Origin of the sequence: Allobosea sp. LjRoot237 (assembly GCF_964253285.1) — a bacterium.
In the GTDB taxonomy this organism is placed as follows: Bacteria; Pseudomonadota; Alphaproteobacteria; order Rhizobiales; family Beijerinckiaceae; genus Allobosea.
The window spans coordinates 974,331-990,871 of the sequence record NZ_CAXUQP020000001.1 but is presented as its reverse complement, the minus strand read 5'-3'; the positions used below and the strand labels follow the sequence as shown (position 1 = coordinate 990,871).

The 16,541-nt window shown below is 66.8% G+C and carries 17 protein-coding genes and 1 tRNA gene; 11 read left to right on the top strand and 7 right to left on the bottom strand.

Annotated features, from left to right (window positions below; translation table 11 throughout):
* Positions 1-6 precede the first annotated feature (6 nt).
* The 6 genes from ACSQ24_RS04705 to ACSQ24_RS04680 all read left to right on the top strand — a co-directional run bounded on the left by ACSQ24_RS04705 (position 7) and on the right by ACSQ24_RS04680 (position 4,935).
* Positions 7-888 carry an ABC transporter ATP-binding protein gene (locus ACSQ24_RS04705; protein WP_436093567.1) on the top strand — a complete coding sequence of 294 codons (882 nt, stop codon included), beginning with the start codon at positions 7-9 and terminating at the stop codon, positions 886-888.
* Complete coding sequence (locus ACSQ24_RS04700; protein ID WP_436093566.1) at positions 885-1,754, top strand: ABC transporter permease; 870 nt, start codon at positions 885-887, stop codon at positions 1,752-1,754. The genes ACSQ24_RS04705 and ACSQ24_RS04700 overlap by 4 nt, the downstream gene beginning before the upstream one ends.
* A gap of 47 nt (positions 1,755-1,801) precedes the next feature.
* A complete protein-coding gene (locus ACSQ24_RS04695; RefSeq protein WP_436097821.1) occupies positions 1,802-2,680 on the top strand; it encodes an NADPH-dependent oxidoreductase in 879 nt (292 codons plus the stop codon).
* Positions 2,681-2,753: 73 nt separating this feature from the next.
* Positions 2,754-3,878: a RuBisCO large subunit C-terminal-like domain-containing protein gene (locus ACSQ24_RS04690; protein ID WP_436093565.1), complete on the top strand. Its 1,125-nt coding sequence runs from the start codon at positions 2,754-2,756 to the stop codon at positions 3,876-3,878.
* Complete coding sequence (locus ACSQ24_RS04685) at positions 3,871-4,338, top strand: cupin domain-containing protein (RefSeq protein ID WP_436093564.1); 468 nt, start codon at positions 3,871-3,873, stop codon at positions 4,336-4,338. The genes ACSQ24_RS04690 and ACSQ24_RS04685 overlap by 8 nt, the downstream gene beginning before the upstream one ends.
* Positions 4,339-4,485: 147 nt before the next feature.
* The gene (locus ACSQ24_RS04680) at positions 4,486-4,935 is read left to right on the top strand and encodes an RrF2 family transcriptional regulator (RefSeq protein ID WP_436093563.1); all 450 of its coding nucleotides are present in this window, start codon (positions 4,486-4,488) and stop codon (positions 4,933-4,935) included.
* A gap of 25 nt (positions 4,936-4,960) precedes the next feature.
* Here the strand turns inward: ACSQ24_RS04680 and ACSQ24_RS04675 are convergent, their stop codons facing one another.
* The 4 genes from ACSQ24_RS04675 to ACSQ24_RS04660 form a co-directional block, all read right to left on the bottom strand.
* Positions 4,961-5,659, bottom strand: a complete 699-nt coding sequence (locus tag ACSQ24_RS04675; protein WP_436093562.1) for an acyltransferase family protein — start codon at positions 5,657-5,659, stop codon at positions 4,961-4,963.
* Positions 5,660-5,865: 206 nt separating this feature from the next.
* A complete protein-coding gene (gene kdgD / locus ACSQ24_RS04670) occupies positions 5,866-6,816 on the bottom strand; it encodes a 5-dehydro-4-deoxyglucarate dehydratase (protein WP_436093561.1) in 951 nt (316 codons plus the stop codon).
* A 64-nt stretch (positions 6,817-6,880) separates the two neighbouring features.
* A complete protein-coding gene (locus ACSQ24_RS04665; protein ID WP_436093560.1) occupies positions 6,881-7,807 on the bottom strand; it encodes a LysR substrate-binding domain-containing protein in 927 nt (308 codons plus the stop codon).
* A 51-nt stretch (positions 7,808-7,858) separates the two neighbouring features.
* Entirely contained in the window at positions 7,859-8,851 is a 993-nt protein-coding gene (locus ACSQ24_RS04660; RefSeq protein WP_436093559.1) for a Bug family tripartite tricarboxylate transporter substrate binding protein, read from the bottom strand.
* Between the two features lie 243 nt (positions 8,852-9,094).
* Between ACSQ24_RS04660 and ACSQ24_RS04655 the strand changes: the two genes are divergently transcribed.
* The 5 genes from ACSQ24_RS04655 (at position 9,095) to ACSQ24_RS04635 (ending at position 14,517) form a co-directional block, all read left to right on the top strand.
* Complete coding sequence (locus tag ACSQ24_RS04655; RefSeq protein WP_436093558.1) at positions 9,095-10,087, top strand: Bug family tripartite tricarboxylate transporter substrate binding protein; 993 nt, start codon at positions 9,095-9,097, stop codon at positions 10,085-10,087.
* A 2-nt stretch (positions 10,088-10,089) separates the two neighbouring features.
* Positions 10,090-10,551, top strand: a complete 462-nt coding sequence (locus tag ACSQ24_RS04650; protein WP_436093557.1) for a tripartite tricarboxylate transporter TctB family protein — start codon at positions 10,090-10,092, stop codon at positions 10,549-10,551.
* A 7-nt stretch (positions 10,552-10,558) separates the two neighbouring features.
* Entirely contained in the window at positions 10,559-12,058 is a 1,500-nt protein-coding gene (locus ACSQ24_RS04645) for a tripartite tricarboxylate transporter permease (protein ID WP_436093556.1), read from the top strand.
* A 110-nt stretch (positions 12,059-12,168) separates the two neighbouring features.
* The gene (locus ACSQ24_RS04640) at positions 12,169-13,011 is read left to right on the top strand and encodes a LysR family transcriptional regulator (protein ID WP_436093555.1); all 843 of its coding nucleotides are present in this window, start codon (positions 12,169-12,171) and stop codon (positions 13,009-13,011) included.
* Between the two features lie 108 nt (positions 13,012-13,119).
* On the top strand, positions 13,120-14,517 hold the full coding sequence (locus ACSQ24_RS04635) for an amidohydrolase (protein ID WP_436093554.1): 1,398 nt from the start codon (positions 13,120-13,122) through the stop codon (positions 14,515-14,517).
* Between the two features lie 27 nt (positions 14,518-14,544).
* On the opposite strand, the gene ACSQ24_RS04630 is transcribed toward ACSQ24_RS04635, so the two are convergent.
* From ACSQ24_RS04630 to ACSQ24_RS04620, 3 genes are all read right to left on the bottom strand, one after another.
* Positions 14,545-14,982: an SDR family oxidoreductase gene (locus tag ACSQ24_RS04630; RefSeq protein WP_436093553.1), complete on the bottom strand. Its 438-nt coding sequence runs from the start codon at positions 14,980-14,982 to the stop codon at positions 14,545-14,547.
* Positions 14,983-15,049: 67 nt separating this feature from the next.
* A tRNA-Glu gene (locus ACSQ24_RS04625) sits at positions 15,050-15,124 on the bottom strand.
* Between the two features lie 118 nt (positions 15,125-15,242).
* Positions 15,243-16,373 carry an alkene reductase gene (locus ACSQ24_RS04620; protein ID WP_436093552.1) on the bottom strand — a complete coding sequence of 377 codons (1,131 nt, stop codon included), beginning with the start codon at positions 16,371-16,373 and terminating at the stop codon, positions 15,243-15,245.
* Positions 16,374-16,541: the final 168 nt, after the last annotated feature.

Genomic DNA, 16,541 nt, shown 5'->3' with positions numbered 1-16,541 from the left:
ACCGGCATGACGCTCGTCGCCGAGAGACGGTCGCAAGACAGCCCGCTGCCTTTGCACCGCGTGCCTACACGGGCCGGGGAAGAGCTGGCCTCGCCTGCCCTACCCGCGCCGCTCCTGCAGGTCGACGGCGTCAGCCTCGAATACCGCACGGCCGAGCATATCGTGCGCGCAACGCACCGGGTCGGCTTCAACGTCTACGAGGCCGACCGCTTCGTGCTGCTCGGCCCGTCCGGATGCGGCAAGTCGACCTTGCTCAAGGCCGTCGCCGGCTTCATCGCCCCGGTCGAGGGTGAGATCAGGCTCGGTGGCCGGCCGGTCAGCGGACCTGGCCCCGACCGCATCGTCGTCTTCCAGGAATTCGACCAGCTCCCGCCCTGGAAGACCGTGCTGCAGAACGTCACCTTCCCGCTCACGGCCTCGCGCGCTCTTGCGCGCCGCGAGGCTGAAGAGCGGGCGCGCCACTATGTCGAGAAGGTCGGGCTCGCCAAGTTCGCCGACAGCTATCCGCACCAGCTCTCCGGCGGCATGAAGCAGCGCGTTGCCATCGCCCGCGCACTCGCTATGCAGCCGAGCATCCTGCTGATGGACGAGCCCTTCGCCGCGCTCGATGCGCTCACGCGGCGCAGGATGCAGGAGGAGTTGCTGGCGCTCTGGGACGAGGTCCGCTTCACCCTGCTCTTCGTCACCCATTCGATCGAGGAAGCACTGATCGTTGGCAACCGCGTTGCGGTGCTCTCAGCCCATCCCGGCCGGCTGCGGGCGGAGTTCAACAGCCACGAATTCGATTTCGCCAGTACTGGCGGGGCGCCGTTCCAGGCGGCCGTACGGCGCCTGCACGAACGGCTGTTCGAGCATGAGCACGCGGGTGCGGGGGAGGCAAAGCGATGAGCCTCGCCCAGCCACCGATCCGGCCGGAATACGACCAGCCGCTGCCGCCCTTCGTCGCGACGGCACTCGAGCGTCCGCGTCCGCTGGTCGAGCGGCTCACCGCGCAGGGCTGGCTGCGCAAGGGCCTGATCCTCGTCATCCTCGCCGTCCTCTGGGAAGCGCTGGCGCGCTGGCAGGACAACGAACTGCTGCTGCCCACCTTCCTCGCCACGGTCCAGGCACTGGTCGAGGGGCTTGCAAGCGGCGAGCTGATCCAGCGCGCCCGGCTCTCGCTGGTCGTGCTGGCGCAGGGCTATGCCGCCGGGCTGGCGCTCGCCTTCCTGCTGACGACGCTCGCCATCTCGACCCAGATCGGGCGCGATCTGCTCTCGACCCTGACCGCGATGTTCAACCCGCTGCCGGCGATCGCGCTCCTGCCTTTGGCTCTGCTCTGGTTCGGCCTCGGCTCGGGCAGCCTGATCTTCGTGCTGATCCATTCGGTGCTCTGGCCGGTCGCGCTCAACACCTTCGCCGGTTTCCAGGGCGTGCCCGACACGCTGCGCATGGCCGGTCGCAATTACGGGCTCACGGGCCTGCGCTATGTCTTCGGCATCCTCGTGCCGGCGGCGCTGCCGGCGATCCTGTCCGGCCTCAAGATCGGCTGGGCCTTCGCCTGGCGCACGCTGATCGCCGCCGAGCTCGTCTTCGGCGCCTCCTCGGGCCGCGGCGGCCTCGGCTGGTACATCTTCCAGAACCGCAACGAGCTCTATACCGACAAGGTCTTCGCCGGCCTGCTTCTGGTGATCCTGATCGGCCTCACCGTCGAGAACCTCGTCTTCGCGGCGATCGAGAGGACGACGATCAGGCGCTGGGGCATGGCGCGCTGATGCCGCTGTCCTCGCTGACCCAGGCCTTCCTGAACGGGTTCCCGACAATGACCGCTGCCCTGCATGCCACGGACGCCCCTCGTTCCGCGCTCTCCGAGGTTTCCGCCGGAGACGACGCACATGCGCTGCTGCTTGCGCGCTATCGCGCCGAGAGCCAGCCGGAACCAACGCACTGGAACGAGGTCATCGGGCAGATCCTGGCGCATCGCTCGGTGCGCTCCTATAGGCCAGATCTGCTGCCCGAAGGCACGATCGAGACCTTGGTCGCGGCAGGGCAATCGGCCGCCAACTCCTCCAACCTGCAGACCTGGAGCGTGGTTGCGGTCTCGGAACCCACCCGCAAGGCGCGCCTCGCCGAGGTCACCGGCAATCAGAAGCACATCCTGCAGGCGCCGACCCTGCTGGTCTTCCTCGCCGATCTCAGCCGGCTGGGCGAGCTCGGCGCGGCACGCGAGCATGCGGTCGAGGCTCTCGACTATCTCGAGACCCTGTTCGTCGGCATCATCGATGCGGCGCTCGCCGCGCAGAACGCCGTTCTGGCGGCCGAGAGCCTCAGCCTTGGCACAGTCTATATCGGCGCGCTGCGCAACGATCCCGAACGGGTCGCCAGGGAGCTCGGCCTGCCGCCGAAGGTCTTCCCCGTGTTCGGCCTCTGCGTCGGTTATCCCGCCCCTGAAGTCGTCACCGGCATCAAGCCGCGGCTTTCGCCCGCGCTCGTCCTCCACCGCGAGCAATACCGCGCCGGTTACGCCCCGGAGCCGGTCGCGGCCTATGACGGCGCGATCCAGGACTTCCAAGGCGAGCAGAAGCTTCCGCAGGTGCCATGGTCGCGCCAGGCGCTCGCCCGCGTCGCCGGCCCACAATCCCTGAGCGGTCGCGACCGCATCCGCGATGCATTGATCGCGCTTGGATTCGCGTTGCGCTGAGGTGCGCTCGCAGCCGCAGCGCTATAGTGGTGCTCGACAGGAATGACGGAGCCCTGCTTCGGCGGGATCGACGATGAGCTGGATTGAAGTCACCTATCATCTGCGCGGCGCGCCCGAGGGTGCCGAGGCGCGCGCCCGGGCGATCGCCGTCGAGCAGAGCATCGAGATGCCGCCCGAGGCGGTCGACGACCCGTATGTGCTCGGCGAGATCCTCGGCCGCGTCGTCGCAGTCGAGCCCAGGGGCAGCGGCCTGCATGCGATCCGCATCCTGCTCTCCGCCGCAACGGTCGGCGACGATGCCGGCCAACTCCTCAACATGCTGTTCGGCAACTCCTCGCTGCACGATGATCTGACGCTCGCCGACTTCGCCTTGGCGCCCGATCTGCGCGCCGCGCTCGGTGACGGTCCTCAGATCGGCCTCGACGGCTTGCGCCAGCGCGTTGGAGCGGGAGCACGGGCCCTGACCTGTTCGGCCCTGAAGCCGCAGGGACTGCCGCTGGAGGAGTTGGCGCGCCTGACGGAAGCCTTCGCGCTCGGCGGCATCGACTACGTCAAGGACGATCACGGGCTGGCGACGCAACGCTACAGCCCGTTCCCGCAGCGTGTCGCTGCCTGCGCCGCCGCTGTGCGTTGCGCCGTCGCGCAGACCGGGCATCCGACCCGCTACGTGCCAAGCCTTTCCGGCAGCCTCGATGCGGCACGCGAGCAGTTGCGCATCGTCTTGGAGGAAGGGCTCGACACCGCGATGGTCGCACCAGCGATCCTCGGCCTCGCCAATGTCCAGCAGCTTCGCCGGGACTATCCCAGCATCGCCTTCTTCGCCCATCCGAGCCTGGCGGGCGCGGCCCGGATCGATCCGGCCTGTCTTGCCAAGCTCTGGCGGATTGCTGGCGTCGATGCGGTGATCTTCCCCAACCATGGCGGCCGCTTCGGCTATTCCATGGATACCTGCCGGCGCATTGCCGAGGCCGCGCTCGCGCCCGAGCCAGGACTAGCGGCGAGCGCTCCTGTTCCGGCTGGCGGCATGAGCGTCGCGCGCGTGCCGGAGATACTCGACTTCTATGGCCGCGACGTCATGCTGCTGATCGGCGGCAACCTGCTTGCCGAAGGCGACCGGCTGAGCGAGGCCACGGCCGAGTTCGTCGCGCAGGTCCACCGCCACTCGCAAGCGCAAGTCCGGGCTGAATCCCATGTCTGACGCCATCAAGGACGAAGCACCCAACCTGCGCCGTCACGATGACCGCTTCGGCTGGCAGGGCGTCGAACGCCTCGCCTACAAGCAGGATGGCGATGCGCCGTTCCGCGACGTCTCCCGCCAGATCCTGTTCTCGCGGCCCGACCTTGCCGGTGAGCTGCGCTATTTCGAGGTCGGTCCCGGCGGCCACACCACGCTGGAGCGTCACGGCCATGTCCATGGCGTCGTCATCGTGCGCGGCCGTGGTCGCTGCCTCGTCGGCTCGCAGGTGAGCGAGATCGGCCCGCTCGACCTCGTCACCATTCCCGGCTGGACCTGGCACCAGTTCCGGGCCGCCCCCGACGAGTCGCTCGGCTTCCTCTGCCTGGTCGACGCCATCCGCGACCGCCCTGCTTTGCCGACGCCGGAGGAACTGGCGACCTTACGAGCCTCGCCGGAGGTAGCCGCCTTCCTTGACGGCTGAGCGCAGCCGCGCAACGCAGCGTCATCACTAAAAGGCGGATGCCAGCGGAGAACACCGTTCTCCAGGCCACTCCTCCGTAACCGGCTTCGCTTTGCAGCCCCCGCAAAATAGATCGATGTACTGTACCTTTATGCGGAGGGATGGGCAGTGCTGACCAACAAGGGCAAATACGGCATCAAGGCGATGATCCACCTCGCCGGGCTCGAGGCAGGCGAAACCGCCCAGATCGCCGAGATCGCCCAGCGCAACAACATCTCGAAGAAATTTCTCGACGCCATCCTGCTCGATCTGCGCAATGCCGGCATGCTTCGCAGCAAGAAGGGCCCGGGCGGCGGCTACGCGCTGGCGAAGCCGGCCCGCACCATCAAGGTCGGAGCTGTCATCCGCGCCCTCGAAGGACCGATCGCGCCGATCGACTGCGCCAGCCAGTCGGCCTTCAGGCCGTGCCAGGATTGCGCTGACATCGAAGCTTGCGTCGTCCGCTCGGTGATGCGCGAGGTGCGCGATGCGATGGCGGCAGTGGTCGACAACACGACCATCGCCGATCTCGTCGGCCGCGCCGCAGCTCACAAGCCGGAGATCGACTTCGCGATCTGAAATCAATTCGTCTCTCGACGGATCATCACAACGCCCCGGCGATCTTCCAGCCGACATATCCAAGCAGTGCGAACCAGCTCAGCATGACGGTGGCGATCGCGGTCCCGAGGATCGCGCTGACGACTTTGTCGCTGGCGGTCGCTTCCCGAGCGGCTTCGACGGCTATATCGGACATTGGCGGGCTCGGCTCGCTCTCGAGCCAGCGTCCAGCGCCATGCCCGACGGCGCGATAATCCGGTGACGGATGAAGCGTTGAGCCCTGCAGGCCCGCATGAGCACCAGCGAGCGAGCCGTTCCATTCCGCTCGCCCGTGGAAGGTCTCCGCAAGCTGTGAAGATGGGACGAGGGCTGCGTCGCGCTTTGACGATATCCAGCGCCCGAGCGCGATCATCGGGCGTTCGACCGTGCGATAGACGAGCCAGGAGACCAACAGGGTCGAACCGGTGCAGACCAGCATGGTGGCGATGTCGCCGAACTCTCCGGTCAAGGGCAGGACGCGATAGACGGCGGCGTTGACCGTGCCGTGGAACAGATACATCGAATAACTGGTCAGTCCGATCCCAGCGAGCGGTGGCGAGCGCGGCCGGTCCAGCCGGATCGCGGCGAGGAAGACCACGAAGGCGAGCATGTAGGCGCTCAGGACGGGCCTCAGCCCTTCCATCACGAAATTATCACCGCGCGCCAGGGAGAACTGCGCGACGGACAGCAGCGCGGCGAGTTGCAATACGGCAACCGGACATCGTAGCCTGCCTCATCATGAAGCCGGTGTGTCTGCGCCCTGGAGGAACGGAGAAGCTCCCCTTCGATTGAGTGAGTCACACCTCGATATACAACTTATGAGTGCAAATCGTAAGTTATGCGTAAACCGAGGGCGAGCGGATGCCGGGCTTCCGCGCCCGGCTTAAAGCTGAGGCGCAGATGCACCGCCCATCAGGCAGCAGCCAGCTCCCGCGTAGCGAAGTCGCCCTTGTCGAGGCCGGCGACGAGCGCTGCGAGCTCGGCCGTCTCGGCTTCGGTCAGATCGGTCAGCGGTGCGCGCACGGGACCGGAATCGCGGCCAATCACCTTCATCCCCGCCTTGATCATCGAGACGGCATAGCCCCGCTTGCGGTTGCGGATCGCGATCAGCGGCAGGATGAAGTCGCGCAGGCCGGCCTGGACCGTCGCCCTGTCGCGCCGCCGCACGGCGGCGTAGAACTTCGTCGAGAATTGCGGGACGAAGTTGAAAACGGCCGAGGAATAGGTGTTCACACCCATTTCCAGATAGGGAAGCGCGAAGGTCTCGGCGGTCGGCAGCCCGCCGACATAGGTCAGCCGATCGCCCATCTTCAGATGGATGCGGGTCATCAGCTCGATATCGCCGACACCGTCCTTGAAGCCGACGAGATTGGGATTGCGCTCGCAGAGCCGCGCCAGCGTCTCCTCGGTCAGAATCGCATTGTCGCGGTTGTAGACGATCACGCCGAGCGTCGTCGCCTTGCAGACGGCGTCGATATGGGCGGCGAGCCCCTCCTGCTCGGAGAAGACGAGATAGGGCGGCAGCAGCAGGATGCCGTCGGCGCCGGCCTGCTCGACGCCCTTCGCAAGCTCACAGGCGAGTTGCGTACCATGGCCGACGCCGGCGAGCACCGGCACCCGCCCCGCCGTCGCAGAGACGGCAGTCGCGACGACCTTGACCACCTCCTGCGGCGAGAGCGAGAAGAACTCGCCCGTGCCACCAGCCGCGAACAGGCCGGCGACCTCGTAGCCGCAGAGCCAGTCGAGATTGGAGCGGTAGCGCGCCTCGTCGAATGTGTTGGCGGCCGTGAACGGCGTGACCGGAAAGGACAGCAGCCCGTCGCCGATCTGCCTTGCCATCTCCTGCGGCGTGAACTTGCTCATGATCCCGTGTCCTTCGCTGGCGATGGCGAAGGAGTAGAGCAAGATCGATGCACATTGAGACCAATCACTGGATCGATCGATCCAATCGTTGAATTGTTCCGCTCGTTTCGGCGATGTCCTTCGCCAGCGCGGCGACGATCGGCACCAGCGGATTGTCGTTGTCGTCGCGACTGACGAAGAAGAGTTCGGCCGGACGGTGGCGCGGCAGGTCGAGCGGTCGCAGGGCGACGCCGCTGAAATGCAGGTTGACCGCCGTTTCCGGCACGAGCGCGACGCCGACCCCGGAATGGACCATAGCGAGCATCGAATGGATCTGCGCCAGATGCTGGACATAGTTCGGCACGAGGCCGGCGCGCGAGAACAGCTCCACGAGCAGATCGTGAAAATAGCGCGCCTCATAGGGCGCGTACATGATGAAGGGCTCGCCGGCGAGATCAGGTAGCAATACGCTCTCGCCGCGCGCCAAAGCGTGGCCGGCGGGAACGGCGGCGATCAGCGGTTCGGCCATAACCCGGAAAACCCCGAGGCCACGGCGCGGGATCGGCGGGCGCAGCAGGCCGATGTCGATCTCGCCCGAGTCGAGCCGCTTGAGCTGGTCGCCGCTGACCATCTCCTTCAGCGAGACCTCGACCTCCGGCAGCTCGCGTCGACAGGCGGCAACGAGCCGCGGCACATAGGAATAGGCCGAGGTCGCGGTGAATCCGATATTGATCGAACCCGCCTTGCCGTTGGCGACGCGCTTGGCGAGCAGGGCCGCGCTCTCCGCCAGCTTGAGCAGCCGGCGTGCCTCGGCGAGGAAGCTCTTGCCCGCGGGGGTGAGCTTCACCGTGCGGTTGCTGCGCTCCAGCAGCACCACGTCCAGAACCCGCTCGAGGATCTGGATCTGCCGGCTGAGCGGCGGCTGGGTCATGTTCAGCCGCACCGCCGCGCGGCCGAAATGCAGCTCCTCCGCAACGGCGACGAAGCAGCGCAACTGGCTCAGCTCGAACATGTCACGCCTCCCGCGCGGCCTCTGCGGTGCAGCCGCAGCGCGGGGCCGGCGTCAGTTCTGGATGGTGATCCCGGCCTTTTCAATGATGTCCTTGAATTTGGCGAGCTCGGCGACCGATTTCGCCTTTGCCTCGGCGCCGGTCGAGGGCGTCGCCGCCGCGCCGAGTTCCTCGAAGCGCGAGACGACGCCGGGGTCCTTCAGGATCGCCTGCATCTCCTTGGTGAGGCTGTCGCAAATCTCCTTCGGCGTGCCCTTCGGCGCGAGGAAACCGTTCCAGGAACTGATGTCGAAACCCGGCAGCGTCTCCGCCAGCGGCGGGATCTCGGGGGCGATCTTGGCCCGATCGACCGTAGTGACGGCAAGGCCGCGCAGCGTCCCGGCCTTGTAGTGCGGATAGGGCGAGGTGAAGTTGTCGAAGGAGAGCTTGACGTTGCCGGCGACGACGTCCTGCACCAGCGCGGCCGACGAGCGGTAGGTAACGTGCTGCATCTTCACCCCGGCGAGCTGCATGAAGAGTTCGCCGCAGAGATGGATCGAGGTGCCGATCCCCGAGGAACCGAAATTCTCCTTGCCGGGATTGGCCTTGAGATAGGCGATCAGCTCCGGGACGGTCTTGGCCGGCAGTGAGGGGTGGATGCAGAGGAAGTTCGGCTGCGACGACGACAGCGACAGGAATTCAAAATCCTCGATCGCCCTGAAGGGCAGCTTGTCCTTGTAGAGATTGGGGTTGATCCCGTGCGTCGAGACCGTCGTCATGCCGATCGTGTAGCCATCGGGCGCGGCATGGGCGAGCGCGGCGACGCCGGTGTTGCCGCCCGCGCCCGCCCGGTTCTCGATGACGAAGGCCTTGCCGAGCCGCTGCTGCAGCTTCTCGCAGATGATCCGGCCAATCACATCGGTCGTGCCGCCTGCGCCGAACGGGATGATCACCGTGACCGGCTTTGCCGGATAGCTTTGCGCGAAGCCCGGCCGCGCGAGGAACGGCGCCGCGAGCGCGCCGCCTGCAAGTCCGAGCGCCCCGCGGCGCGTGATCGATCTGGCCATATTGTTCCTCCCCGAGATGGTCCGCAGCTTTTGCCGTCTGCATCCGAGACTAGGGCGATGACGAGCGCGGGCAAGGCTTTCCGCGCTATCGCACAATCCAAAAACGGTATCGTTCCATTGCCAAACTAATTCATTGCAGCATCGTGCCTGACCTATCCTTCGCCTCACAGGGCAGCATCGAGACTGCCCGCCAGCACGTGCCGGCCAGGCCCCGCCAGGCTGCATCCGGAGGAAAGAGCGACCATGTCAAGATCTTCGTTCCGCCCGTCGTCCGCCCTCGCGAAGGGCCTTGTATTTGCCGCGCTCGCGGGCCTCGGTCTCGCCGCCGCGCCAGCGGCCGCCCAGAACTTCGAACGGCCCGTGCGCATCATCGTCCCCTTCGCGCCGGGCGGAACCTCCGACATCCTCGCCCGCCTGATCGGACCGAAGCTGTCGGCCGCGATCGGCCAACCGGTGGTGATCGAGAACAAGCCCGGCGCGGCCGGCAATCTCGGCGCCGACACGGTCGCGAAGGCGCCCGCCGACGGCCACACCCTCCTGCTCATGGATGTCGGCTCGCTGGCGACCGCGCCGAGCCTGTTCTCCGATCTGACCTATGATCCGAACAAGGATCTCGCGCCGGTCAGCATGGTGATGTTCGGGCCCTATGTGCTCGCCGTGCATGAATCGGTCCCGGTCAAGACCGCCCAGGAGCTCGTCGCCTACGCCAAGGCAAATCCGGGCAAGCTCGCCATGGCCAATTCCGGCGTCGGCGCTGCCAACCACATTACGGCGGTCTCGATGGCCAAGGAACTCGGCATCACCTGGAAGAACGTGCCGTACAAGGGCGGCGCGGCCGCCTCCCGCGCCGTCGTCTCGGGCGAAAGCACCGTGATCATCAACGGCTCCACCGCGACGCTGCCCTTCGTCGCCAACAAGCAGCTCGTCGGGCTCGCCGTCACCGGCGAAGAGCGCATCTCCGGCATGCCGACCTTCAAGGAAGCCGGTTTGCCGGGCGGCGATGCCGGCACCTGGCAAGGCATCCTGACCACGGCCAAGACCCCGCCTGCAGTGATCGCGCGTCTCAATGCCGAGATCGGCAAGGTCCTGCAGGATTCCGAGATCAAGGCCAAGATCGCCGAGCAGGGCGGCGTCGTGAAGCCGGGTGCGCCCGCCGAGTTCGCGAACTGGCTGAAGAGCGCCACCGAGCGCTGGGGCGGCATCATCCGCGAGGCCGGCATCAAGGGCACGAACTGACGGTGGCGCAGCCGATGACGCGGCTCAGGCTCGACTGGCGGGACCTGCTCCTGGGCACCTTCCTCGTCGCGGTGGCGGCGGGAGCGCTCTACGCGACCCGCACGCTATCGGTCGGCCATGCGGCCGACATGGGCCCGGGCTACATGCCGCACGTCGTCTCGCTCGCTTTGCTCGGCTTCGGCCTGTTCTTCCTGGCCCGCAGCGCCAGAGGCGTCGCAGCGACTATCGAGCCCGTGCGCCTGCGGCCGCTGCTCGCCGTGCTGGCTGCGGTCGGGGTCTTCGCATTGACGGCCGAGCGGCTCGGCCTCGCCATCGCCTCGGTCCTCACCGTCCTGCTGGCGGGGCTGGCCACCCGCGAGACGCGCCCGCTGGAAAGCATCGGCTTCGCGGTTCTCCTGTCGGCTCTGGCGGCACTGCTGTTCGTCAAGGTCCTGGCTCTGCCGGTCCCGCTCTGGCCCCGCTGAGCACATCATGGAACTCTTTGACAATCTGCTGATCGGCCTGTCGACGGCCCTGGAACTCAAGAATCTCGGCTTCTGCCTGATCGGCGTGCTGATCGGCACGGCGATTGGGGTCCTGCCCGGGATCGGGCCGATTCCAACGATCGCCCTCTTGCTGCCGTTCACCTTCGGCATGGAGCCGGCGGGCGCGATGATCATGCTCGCCGGCATCTTCTACGGCGCGCAATATGGCGGCTCGACCACCGCGATCCTGGTCAACGTCCCCGGCGAGACCTCCTCGGTCGTGACCTGCCTCGACGGACACCAGATGGCCCGGCAGGGCCGCGCCGGACTGGCGCTGGCGATCGCCGCGCTTTCCTCCTTCTTCGCCGGCACGGTCGCGACCATCGTCATCGCCCTGCTCAGTGTTCCGCTGGCGGCGCTGGCGCTCAAGTTCACCGCGGTCGAGTATTTCAGCCTGCTGGTGCTCGGGCTGATCGCCGCGGTCGTGCTGGCGCATGGCTCGGTCGCGCGCGCGCTGTCGATGGTGCTGCTCGGGCTGCTGCTCGGGCTCGTCGGCATCGATGTCAGCTCGGGCGCGGCGCGCATGACCTTCGGCGTCCCCGCGCTGTCCGACGGGCTCGACTTCGTACCGGTCGCGATGGGCATGTTCGGGCTCGCCGAGATCATCGCCAATCTGGAACGCCCGGCTGAGCGGCACGTCGTCAGCCAGGCGGTGCGCGGCCTCATTCCGAGCTGGGCCGATCTCAAGCAAGCCTTTCCCGCCATGCTGCGCGGTACGGCACTGGGCTCGGCCCTCGGCGTGCTGCCCGGCGGTGGCGCAGCGCTGCCGCCATTCTCCTCCTATGCGCTCGAGAAGAAGCTGGCCAAGGACCCGTCGCGTTTCGGCCACGGCGCGATCGAGGGCGTCGCCGGGCCGGAGGCGGCCAACAATGCTGGCGCGCAGACGAGCTTCATCCCCCTGCTGACCCTCGGCATCCCGGCCAATGCGCTGATGGCGCTGATGATCGGCGCGCTGATGATGCAGGGCATCCAGCCCGGCCCGCAGATCATGCGCGAGCAGCCGCAGCTCGTCTGGGGCGTCATCGCCTCGATGTGGGTCGGCAACCTCATGCTGCTGGTGATCAACCTGCCGCTGATCGGCCTCTGGGTCTCGATGCTGAGGATACCCTACAGATTGCTGTTCCCGGCGATCGTGCTGTTCTGCTGCATCGGCACCTATGGCATCGCCAACAGCCTGTTCAACGTCTGGCTGATGCTGGGCTGCGCCGCGGTCGGGTACTTCTTCATCAAGGTCGGGGTCGAGCCGGCCCCGCTGCTCCTGGGGCTGGTCCTCGGGCCGCAGTTGGAAGAGTACTTCCGCCGTGCGATGCTGCTGGCGGACGGGGATTTCTCGGTCTTCCTGACGCGCCCGATCAGTGCCGGTTTGCTCTGCGTCGTCGCGCTGATGTTCGTCGCCCTGCTTTCGCCAATGGTTGTCAGAGGGCGAAAACAGGCCTTGGCCGAGTAGCGCCGGAACCGCACCACAAGGGCTCGTTGCAGTGGAACTCAGTGCCGAGGTAACAAGGCGGGTCGCGGCGCGATGCATCTTGGAGCGGCGGGCACGTGAACCGATATCCGATGTTCAGTCCGCAGTTGCTGATCAGCTTCGTCGCCGTCTGCGAGACGCTGAGTTTCACGCGCGCGGCCGACCGGGTATCGCTGTCGCAGTCCACTGTCAGCCTGCAGGTCAAACGGCTCGAGGATTTGCTGGGCCAGGCACTTCTGGAGCGCTCCTCGCATCAGGTCGAGCTCACCGAAGAGGGAGAGCGGCTGCTGAGCTATGCGCGGCGGATCATCGCCCTCAACGAGGAGGCGCATGATGCGTTGACGGGCGCCTGGCGGGACGGAGTGCTGCGTCTCGGCATGCCGGAGGATTTCGCGGTGCCGACCGTCGAGCTGCTGGCGGCCTTCAGCCGGCAGCAGCCGCATCTGCGGCTCGATGTCACCAGCGGATTGAGCGCCGATCTCCACGCTGCCTATAAGCGCGAGGAGCTGGACTTGATCCTGGTGAAGCAGCGGCGCGGCCAGCCGCCGCGCGCCGCCCGGCGCGAGCCACTGCTATGGCTCGACAGCCTGGCGTATCCTGCGATCGAGCGCACACCTGTTTCGCTGGCGATGTTCCCGCTCGGCGGGCTTTATCGCGAAGAGCTGTGCGGAGCCCTCGACGCGCTCGGCATCCGCTGGCGCGTCGGCTATTGCAGCGGCAGCCTTGCAGCGCTCGCCGCAGCGTCCGCCGCGGGGCTCGGGGTGACCTTGCTACCCGCCAGTTGCCGGCTGCCCGGGCATAGGACGCTCGGCCCAGCCGAGGGACTGGCCGAGATCACCGATTTCGAGCTGGCCCTCTACTATCGTGACGATGCACCAGCCTTGACCGCCGCATTGGCCGAGCAGATCGCCGCCTTCTGCCGGCTGGAAGCGTGACAGACGACAGCATTGACGTTCTCAATCGCCAGCATTGCCAAGTATCACTGCCAAAATGCCGCCTTCGCCCGTATTTCAGGGGCAACGATCATAGGGAGGTGGCAAACCATGGAACCGGCACAGCATCAGAGCAGGCGTACGTTTCTCGGCCGGACAGGTGGCATCGCCACCGCCTGCGCCATGGCAGGCATGACGGGCAGCGGCGGGGCCAAGGCCGCGCCTGCCTCCGGCAAACCTGCCGCGTCCGAAGCGGGGACAAGCACCCTGACCGACCAGCACTATCTGCTGACGAATGTCCGGCTCGAGGACGGCTTCGTCTATGACGGCGAGATCGTGACGGCCACCCGCACGGCCCAGCATACGCTCGAGATCAAGGCCGGCAGGATCGTGGCGCTTCATGCCGCAGGCGCCGCCTTGCCCGCCGGCGTGCCCAGCTACCAGGCCAATGGCCAGCTTGCTCTGCCGGCGATGCGCGACATGCACATCCACCTCGACAAGACCTTCTATGGCGGCCCGTGGCAGGCGCCGCTGCCGCGGCAGGGCAAGACGATCCTCGACATGATCGCCCGCGAGGAGAAGCTGATTCCGCAATTGCTGCCGACCTCGCAGCAGCGCGCCGAGGCGCTGATCGCTCTGCTCCACTCCAAGGGCACCACGGTCGCCCGCAGCCACTGCAACATCGACCCGGTCAGCGGGCTGAAGAGCCTCGAACATCTGAAGCGCGCGCTGGAGAACCATCGCGACGATTTCACCTGCGAGATCGTGGCCTTCCCGCAGCACGGCCTGCTCCACTCCAAGGTCGACGGGCTGATGCGGGAGGCTATGAGCATGGACGTCGCCTATGTCGGCGGGCTCGACCCGACCAATGTCGACGGCGCCATGGAGAAGTCGCTCGACGCGATGTTCCAGATCGCGCTGGACACCGGCAAGGGTGTCGACATCCACCTCCACGAGACCAGCCCGGCCGGTGCCGCGGCGATCCAGTACATGATCGCGACCGTCGAGAAGAACCCGGCCCTGCGCGGCAAGGTCACGATCAGCCATGGCTTCGCCCTCGCGACGCTCGCGCCGGGCGCGCTCGAGGAAACCGCTGCGCGCATGGCAGCACAGGGGATGACGATCGCCTCGACGGTGCCGCTCGGCGCGATGACGATGCCGCTGCCGCAGTTGAGTGCGAAGGGCGTGTTCGTGATGACGGGCACCGACAGCGTCTATGACCACTGGTCGCCCTTCGGCCGCGCCGACATGCTCGAAAAGGCCAATCTCTACGCGCAGCTCTACCGTGGCAGCGACGAGTTCCGCTTGTCCCGGGCCCTGGCGATCGCGACCGGCGGCGTGCTTCCGCTCGACGACAATGGCAAGCGGGTCTGGCCCAAGGCCGGGGACGCCGCCGACTTCACGCTGGTCCCGGCCAGCTGCTCCGCCGAGGCCGTGGCAAGGCTGCCAGAGCGCAGCGCGACCTTCCATCGCGGCCGCATGGTGTTCGGCAGCGTCGGGGTCGCCTGACGCAATCGGGCGAACCGCAGGAGTGCGTCACCGCGGGACGATCGTCATGCCGCCGTCGGCCATGATGACCGAACCCGTGATGAAGCTCGCTTCATGCGAGGCGAGGAAAGCGATCGCCGCAGCGATCTCTTCGGGCGTGCCCAAACGACCGAGCGCCTGGCGCTCCGCCATCGTGGTCATGCGCTCCTCGCGATCGGCGCCATCGCCGGCAAGGCGGGCGATCCAGGGCGTATCGACAGTGCCGGGACAGAGGCAGTTGACTCGCACCCTGTCCGCGAGCGCGCGGGTCTCCAACTGCACCGAGAGCACAGTCGCCAACTTCCGGGCTTGAGCGGCCGAGCGCGTGTGAAGGCAGGCGACGACACGAGTCCGGTCGAACTGCGTCTGAAGAGCTTTCGGAACCCTGCGGGAAAAATAGAACACACCGCGCTTGGCAAAGGTGTGAATGACCTTTTGGTCTACCACCGGGTCCACCCTAGCAAGAGACAGCGTCAGAAAACGCTTATTTGCCAGAGATTTAGAGGCCGTGCGATGGCGCTCCCATGGGGAATCGAACCCCAGTTTTCGCCGTGAGAGGGCGACGTCCTGACCGCTAGACGATGGGAGCAGCGCGGCAAGGCCGTCCGTATAATCGGGCGTCGCGCCCGCTGCAAGCCCTTCCGTGTCGCCGACGACGAAAAACCTGCGGACAGAACAGCGCTGCCCGCAGGGCCGGTTGACCGCCTTCAGCCCGCGGCGTGCAAGCGCTCGGCCGGCGCGAGTGCCGGGTAATCGGTGTAGCCCGTGGCGTCGCCGCCATAGAAAGTCGCGACATCCGGCGTGTTGAGCGGGGCGTCCAGCCTAAGCCGTTCCGGCAAATCGGGATTGGCGATGAAGAGCCGGCCGAAGGCGATGAGATCGGCCTCGCCCTTCTCAACCACGTCGATAGCGAGTTCGCGGGTGAAGCCGTTATTGGCGATATAGGCGCCGCGGAAGGCCTTGCGCAGGCGCTGGTAGTCGAAGGGCAGATAGTCGCGCGCATCGCGCGTTGCGCCCTCGACGACATGGATGAAAGCGATACCGCGCTTGTCGAGCTCGGCGACGAGATGGTCGAACAGCGCCTGCGGATCGGTATCGCGGGCATCATTGGCCGGGCTCACCGGCGAGATGCGGATGCCGACGCGCTCCTTCGGGAACACCTTGGTGACCGCGTCAACCACCTCCAGCGTCAGCCGCACCCGGTTCTCGATCGGGCCGCCATAGGCGTCCTCGCGCTGGTTGGAGCCGTCGCGCAGGAACTGGTCGAGCAGGTAGCCATGGGCGCCGTGCAATTCGATGCCGTCGAAGCCGGCCGCCCTGGCGTTCTCGGCCGCCCGGACGAAATCGGCGATGATGCCGGGAATCTCCTCGAGCCCGAGCGCACGCGGCTGCGAAACCTCGGCGAAGCCGCTCTCGATATAGGTCTTGGTCTTGGCCAGCACGGCCGAGGGCGCGACCGGTGCCTGATTGCCCGGCTGCAGCGAGGTGTGGCTGACGCGCCCGACATGCCAGAGCTGCGCGAATATCCGCCCGCCCGCCTCGTGCACGACATCTGTCACGGCTTTCCAGCCAGCGACCTGCGCATCGCGATAGATGCCGGGCGTCCAGATATAGCCCTGGCCCTGCTGCGAGATCTGCGTCGCCTCGGTGATGATCAGCCCGGCGCCGGCGCGCTGGCGGTAATACTCGACATTGAGCGCGTTCGGCGCATCATCGTGCTTGTTGGCCCGGTTGCGGGTCAAAGGCGCCATGGCGACGCGGTTCTTCAGTTCGAGATCGCCGAGACGGAACAGCGTGAACAGCTTGGGCGTGGCAGCGGAGGCACCGGCATGACTCATCGTGGCGATCCTTGTCGCGGGGCGGCCATAAGGCCGAGGGAGGCATCCATAGCGCCAGTCACCGTCATGCGGGCAGGAGCCGTCGCAAGGAACATAGGCCACGCGGCAGGAATTGGCAGGGCTCACCCTGCCCCGCTCGCGAGAAAGCGAAGACGCTCTCTTTGCGGA

What these genes read in the sequence shown, in the direction of transcription:
- ACSQ24_RS04700 (WP_436093566.1), top strand. Translation starts at nt 885, where the DNA reads ATGAGCCTCGCCCAGCCACCGATCCGGCCGGAATACGACCAGCCGCTG.
- ACSQ24_RS04635 (WP_436093554.1), top strand. Translation starts at nt 13,120, where the DNA reads ATGGAACCGGCACAGCATCAGAGCAGGCGTACGTTTCTCGGCCGGACA.
- ACSQ24_RS04620 (WP_436093552.1), bottom strand. Translation starts at nt 16,373, where the DNA reads ATGAGTCATGCCGGTGCCTCCGCTGCCACGCCCAAGCTGTTCACGCTG.
- ACSQ24_RS04640 (WP_436093555.1), top strand. Translation starts at nt 12,169, where the DNA reads ATGTTCAGTCCGCAGTTGCTGATCAGCTTCGTCGCCGTCTGCGAGACG.
- ACSQ24_RS04705 (WP_436093567.1), top strand. Translation starts at nt 7, where the DNA reads ATGACGCTCGTCGCCGAGAGACGGTCGCAAGACAGCCCGCTGCCTTTG.
- kdgD (WP_436093561.1), bottom strand. Translation starts at nt 6,816, where the DNA reads ATGAGCAAGTTCACGCCGCAGGAGATGGCAAGGCAGATCGGCGACGGG.
- ACSQ24_RS04645 (WP_436093556.1), top strand. Translation starts at nt 10,559, where the DNA reads ATGGAACTCTTTGACAATCTGCTGATCGGCCTGTCGACGGCCCTGGAA.
- ACSQ24_RS04665 (WP_436093560.1), bottom strand. Translation starts at nt 7,807, where the DNA reads ATGTTCGAGCTGAGCCAGTTGCGCTGCTTCGTCGCCGTTGCGGAGGAG.
- ACSQ24_RS04690 (WP_436093565.1), top strand. Translation starts at nt 2,754, where the DNA reads ATGAGCTGGATTGAAGTCACCTATCATCTGCGCGGCGCGCCCGAGGGT.
- ACSQ24_RS04660 (WP_436093559.1), bottom strand. Translation starts at nt 8,851, where the DNA reads ATGGCCAGATCGATCACGCGCCGCGGGGCGCTCGGACTTGCAGGCGGC.
- ACSQ24_RS04655 (WP_436093558.1), top strand. Translation starts at nt 9,095, where the DNA reads ATGTCAAGATCTTCGTTCCGCCCGTCGTCCGCCCTCGCGAAGGGCCTT.
- ACSQ24_RS04695 (WP_436097821.1), top strand. Translation starts at nt 1,802, where the DNA reads ATGACCGCTGCCCTGCATGCCACGGACGCCCCTCGTTCCGCGCTCTCC.
- ACSQ24_RS04685 (WP_436093564.1), top strand. Translation starts at nt 3,871, where the DNA reads ATGTCTGACGCCATCAAGGACGAAGCACCCAACCTGCGCCGTCACGAT.